5 protein-coding genes and 1 pseudogene are annotated in these 4972 nt (G+C 43.7%); all 6 read right to left on the bottom strand.

Annotation, left to right across the window (positions count from 1 at the left end):
- Positions 1-165: IS66 family insertion sequence element accessory protein TnpA (gene tnpA, locus L4C36_RS00425; RefSeq protein ID WP_428475822.1), on the bottom strand; the 165-nt coding region annotated here is incomplete at its 3' end.
- An 81-nt stretch (positions 166-246) separates the two neighbouring features.
- Positions 247-315 (bottom strand): annotated as a pseudogene (locus L4C36_RS00420) (NTP transferase domain-containing protein); the annotation flags it as partial.
- A gap of 226 nt (positions 316-541) precedes the next feature.
- Entirely contained in the window at positions 542-1651 is a 1110-nt protein-coding gene (wecA, locus tag L4C36_RS00415; RefSeq protein WP_428475821.1) for a UDP-N-acetylglucosamine--undecaprenyl-phosphate N-acetylglucosaminephosphotransferase, read from the bottom strand.
- 93 nt (positions 1652-1744) lie between these two features.
- Positions 1745-2665 (bottom strand): UTP--glucose-1-phosphate uridylyltransferase GalU, encoded by a 921-nt coding sequence (galU, locus tag L4C36_RS00410; protein ID WP_428475820.1) that lies wholly within the window; start codon positions 2663-2665, stop codon positions 1745-1747.
- Positions 2666-2851: 186 nt separating this feature from the next.
- Positions 2852-4018: a nucleotide sugar dehydrogenase gene (locus L4C36_RS00405; RefSeq protein ID WP_428475819.1), complete on the bottom strand. Its 1167-nt coding sequence runs from the start codon at positions 4016-4018 to the stop codon at positions 2852-2854.
- 11 nt (positions 4019-4029) lie between these two features.
- Positions 4030-4972, bottom strand: a 943-nt coding sequence (locus L4C36_RS00400) for a glycosyltransferase family 4 protein (RefSeq protein WP_428475818.1), incomplete at its 5' end; no start/stop codon positions are given.

Genomic DNA, 4972 nt, shown 5'->3' with positions numbered 1-4972 from the left:
AGGTAATACACATTGAATCTCGTCATTAGTGCGTAGCTTTTTCAGCCAATAGTAAAACGTCGCCAGTTTGATATTACGCTGCTRACAAAAATCGGCTTTGGTGAGGTCGCTTTGGGTTTGCTCATCGATAATAGACTGCCAATGTTGTCGTTTGGTAGATGTCATGGTGTTTCTCCTTAAATAACGAAGAAACAGGATCGTCTATGTGGCTGAATTATTGAAGGTGGGGTTAATTCAGCGCTTACGTACCTTCGGTAATTCAGAATACATACGGGTGCCTTTACCGGCTGCCAAAATTACTGCGCTCAATGACATTATTGATTTCTCCCTGCGGTGTTTTTCAAGGTAAATGTCCCTAGCCAAGGGGTTCATGACGCTATTTTTTATATTGAACATAAAAACGTATCGTGTGAATACAAAAAAGTGCTGGCTCCGAGCAAGGAGACAGCACTTTATAGACAACTACCGTTTATGTGAAAAACGCTAAAAAGTGAACGTTGACGATCACCGCCAACGTTTGTTTGACCACGTTACCTACGTCTTATTTATCTGTACCAGACTCAGAGACTTGTTCATCAAAACGTGGGGCTTTGTTACTGCCCACTAACTTATGGATAAGCGTGGTAATACGCCAGATATGGCTGATGACAAAGAAGTACACGCCAAATACCGCCAAGAAGCTGATGAACATGACGGATTCACGCACGCCGTGCATATCCGCCCAAATACCGATGGCTGCCATGGCTGCTGCCATGGTGCAAATCACCACCAATGACATGGCTGAAGACAAGCCGATACGCTGACAAATGTGGTGCAAGTGTTCACGGTCTGGCTTAAACGGTGAATGGCCTTTACGGATACGGCGGATCATAATGGTTGCCATGTCCATTAACGGGATCGCAATCAACCACAATGCCGTCACCGGTTTGAACGCGTACACACCCGGCTCTTGCGTGCCGCGGATCAACATCCATACAGCCGCAAAGCCAATCAACACGCTGCCTGCATCCCCCATGAAGACTTTAAAGCGACGTCCTAATGGAATGCCTAAGTTCAACATGATGTATGGCACCATGGCCGTAACAATCAGCAGGCATACCGCCGCCAAGTATTCGTTACCATTGGTGTAAAATACCCAACCCATGGCCCCAAAGGTGACCGAGGCTAAGCCGCCCAGCAAGCCATCAATGCCATCGACCATGTTAAAGGCATTGATCGCCCCTATTACGCCCAATACGGTGACGATACCACTGGCGAGCGGGGACAAGGTGATGGTTTCACTGCCCATTAAGAAGCCAAGGTTATGCAGGCTGTGACCGCCAAGGTGGATCATGGCAAGTGAAATACCCGCTTGCACCAATAGACGGAACTTGAAGCTGATATCGTAGTAATCATCAATGGCACCGATGACGACTAAAATAAAGGCACAGCCTAAGAACAGGAGTAAATTAGGGGTAACGGGCAAGAACAATAAAAAGCCAATACACACCGTGGTGAAAATGGAGATCCCGCCCACTAAAGGGATGACCCCTTGGTGCAGTTTACGGGCATTGGGTTTATCGACCAGGCCAATACGTTTTGCCACTTTGCGGAACACAAATAAGCTACAAAACGATAAGATAAAAACAAAAATAAACGCGGTAGTTGTCATAGTAATGTCTTATATGCTGAGGAATTGATTGCATCATTAAACGTAACGTTGAAATAAAAACGACAGCAGGCTGATTTTAAATCATGAGGAATGTTAACTGACGAGCTTTAAACTTTTATCTGTGTCCATCACAGATTGTAAATAAAGTGCAAAATCACCGCCTAAGGTGTCATGGCGCAAACCATATTCGACAAAGGCTTTGAGATAACCCAGTTTGTCACCACAATCGTGTGATTTACCGCTCATATGGAAGGCTTCAACGGTTTCGTCAGCCATTAACATATCAATGGCATCGGTCAATTGGATTTCATCGCCCGCACCTGGTGGGGTAATCGCAAGCTTGTCCCAAATGTTGGCAGACAACACATAACGGCCCACAACGGCTAAATTCGACGGTGCCTCTTCAACTGTTGGTTTTTCTACCATCCGTGTCATACCAGATGAGTCGCCCGGTGCAAGTTCTGCCCCACCACAATCTACCACACCGTATTTAGACACTTCACTCATTGGTACAGGCTCTACCATAATTTGGCTGGCCCCCGTAGCATCAAAACGTTGTAACATCGCCGCTAAGTTTTCAGTGCGCTGGTTGGCGGTGTATTCGTCCAAAATCACATCTGGCAGTACCACTGCAAATGGCGCATCACCTACAAGCGGTTTGGCGCAAAGTACCGCATGACCTAAGCCTTTTGCGTGACCCTGGCGCACATGCATGATGGTGACATCTTTCGGACAGATCGATTGAACTTCTTCCAGCAACTGGCGCTTAACGCGCTTCTCAAGCGTCGCTTCAAGCTCATAAGAGGTATCGAAATGGTTTTCGATAGCATTCTTTGAAGAGTGCGTGACCAATACAATCTCTTTAATGCCAGCGTCAATACACTCTTTAACAATATATTGAATAAGCGGCTTATCAACAATCGGCAACATTTCCTTCGGAATGGCTTTAGTAGCAGGCAGCATGCGCGTGCCGAGGCCAGCTACAGGGATGACAGCTTTCGTGATTTTTTTCATGAGATGTCCATATATAGGGCTAGGGTCTAGGGTCTAGGGTCTAGGGTCTAGGGTCTAGGGTCTAGGGTCTAGGGTCGTCAGAATAAGAAAGGAGAAGGATATATCCATCATTTCTCAACGCTTCTGTGCAGATTACTTGTAAAAAAAACTTACCGCTCTTATTCTCGTCCCTGCTTTTACTTCGATTCAATCCGAACCAAACAAATCGCGGGTATAGACTTTCTCTGCAACGTCAGCGAGTTCTTCTGCCATACGGTTAGAAACAATCACATCCGACATAGCCTTGAACTCACCAAATTCTTCAATCACAGCTGAGTGGAAAAACTCTTTTTCTTGCAGCACGGGTTCGTACACCACCACTTCGATACCTTTGGCTTTCAAACGCTTCATGATGCCTTGAATACTCGATGCTCGGAAATTGTCTGAACCCGATTTCATGATCAAACGGTAGATACCTACACGCTTTGGATTGCGCTTCATAATTGAATCTGCAACAAAGTCTTTGCGTGTCGTATTGGCTTCAACAATTGCACCAATAATGCTGTTAGGTACCGATGCGTAGTTAGCACGAAGCTGCTTGGTGTCTTTCGGCAAACAATATCCACCGTAACCAAATGATGGATTGTTATAGTGATTACCAATACGAGGGTCTAAACCCACACCTTCAATGATTTGACGCGCATCTAGCCCATATGCCTCAGCGTAAGAATCTAACTCGTTAAAGTAAGCAACACGCATAGCCAAATAGGTATTAGAGAACAGTTTTACTGCTTCCGCTTCCGTCGAGTCCGTAAACAAGACTTCAATATCTTGTTTAACCGCGCCTTCAAGAAGCAAATTCGCAAATACTTCGGCAGGTTCACTACGCTCACCGACGATAATACGTGAGGGATGCAAGTTATCGTATAACGCACGGCCTTCACGCAGGAACTCTGGCGAGAACAAAATGTTGTCACAACCCAGTTCTTGTTTGATGCGCGCGGTATACCCCACAGGCACGGTAGACTTGATCACCATTACCGCATTAGGGTTAATGGCCATCACGTCTTTGATAACCGCTTCAACAGATGAAGTATTGAAGTAATGATTAACAACGTCATAATCGGTTGGTGTTGCAATAATAACGAACTCAGCATCTTTATATGCTTGTTGTTTGTCAAGAGTGGCTGAAAGATTCAGCTCTTTATTCGCTAGAAAATCTTCAATTTCTGCATCAACAATCGGTGAAATACGATCGTTAAGCATATTAACTTTTTCTTCGATGATATCAACAGCGATAACTTCATTGTGCTGAGCTAATAGCACAGCATTAGACAGGCCAACATAGCCTGTACCAGCAACAGCAATTTTCATTATTTACTCGATTACAATTTAAAACATGCTTCAACAGCATCAAGATACTTCGTTATGACAAGTTTCTCGTCAAACTCATTTTCAATTTTCTTTCGACTAGCATGACCCATAGCAAGCCTCTCCTCATGTGAGTGGCTAATCATAAGTTCTAGTTTTTCGATAAGGCTATCGCTGCAACGAGGCTTGCACAAATAACCATTGATGCCATTATCAACCGTTTCACGACAGCCGACATTATCAGTAGTAACAATCGGCTTGCCCATTGCGCCGGCTTCAAGAAGAGACTTTGGCACTCCTTCACGATAAAATGAAGGGAGTACCATACAATCAACTTTAGCAATCTCTATTTCTACACAATCTGAAGTTCCTAAATAGTTGACAATTCCTTCATCAACCCAAGATTGCATATCAGCTTTAGAGACTGCAGATGGATTGTTAACGTCTAGAAAGCCTAAAAGGTTAAACTCTACGTTTCGTCCATACTTTTCTTTCAATATTCGAGCGGCTTTGACATATTCACCAATTCCCTTATCGTAAAGCATTCGCGCAATAAGAAGAAAACGCGTAACGCCGTCATCGCAGGAAGGAGATAAAGTAAAGCGAGATAAATCAGCACCAGATCCTGGTAAGCGGTCGGTAATACGAAGAGGGGCTAATTTATATTTTTCAAAAAGCGCTTTATCTTCTTCATYTTGGAAGAAAATTTTTGTAGCTTTAGGCTGACTGACTTTATATAACATACGAGCAACTTTAGATGTTAAGCTTTCATTAATGAAAACCATTCCTAATCCCGCTATATTATTGATAGATTTAGCTCCAACCAAAAATCCTGCTAACGTACCGTAGATATTATTTTTAGGAGTGAAGTTTAAAACAACATCAGGTTTAACTTTTTTAAATATTTTCAAAAAAGATAAAAAAGATTTTGCATCATTGATAGGATTTGTTCCGCCC

The organism is Photobacterium japonica (assembly GCF_050337005.1).
Lineage (GTDB): Bacteria > Pseudomonadota > Gammaproteobacteria > Enterobacterales > Vibrionaceae > Photobacterium > Photobacterium japonica.
The sequence above is the reverse complement of the archived record's forward strand: the minus strand, read 5'-3'. Positions and strand labels throughout refer to the sequence as shown.

What these genes read in the sequence shown, in the direction of transcription:
- wecA (WP_428475821.1), bottom strand. Translation starts at nt 1,651, where the DNA reads ATGACAACTACCGCGTTTATTTTTGTTTTTATCTTATCGTTTTGTAGC.
- galU (WP_428475820.1), bottom strand. Translation starts at nt 2,665, where the DNA reads ATGAAAAAAATCACGAAAGCTGTCATCCCTGTAGCTGGCCTCGGCACG.
- L4C36_RS00405 (WP_428475819.1), bottom strand. Translation starts at nt 4,018, where the DNA reads ATGAAAATTGCTGTTGCTGGTACAGGCTATGTTGGCCTGTCTAATGCT.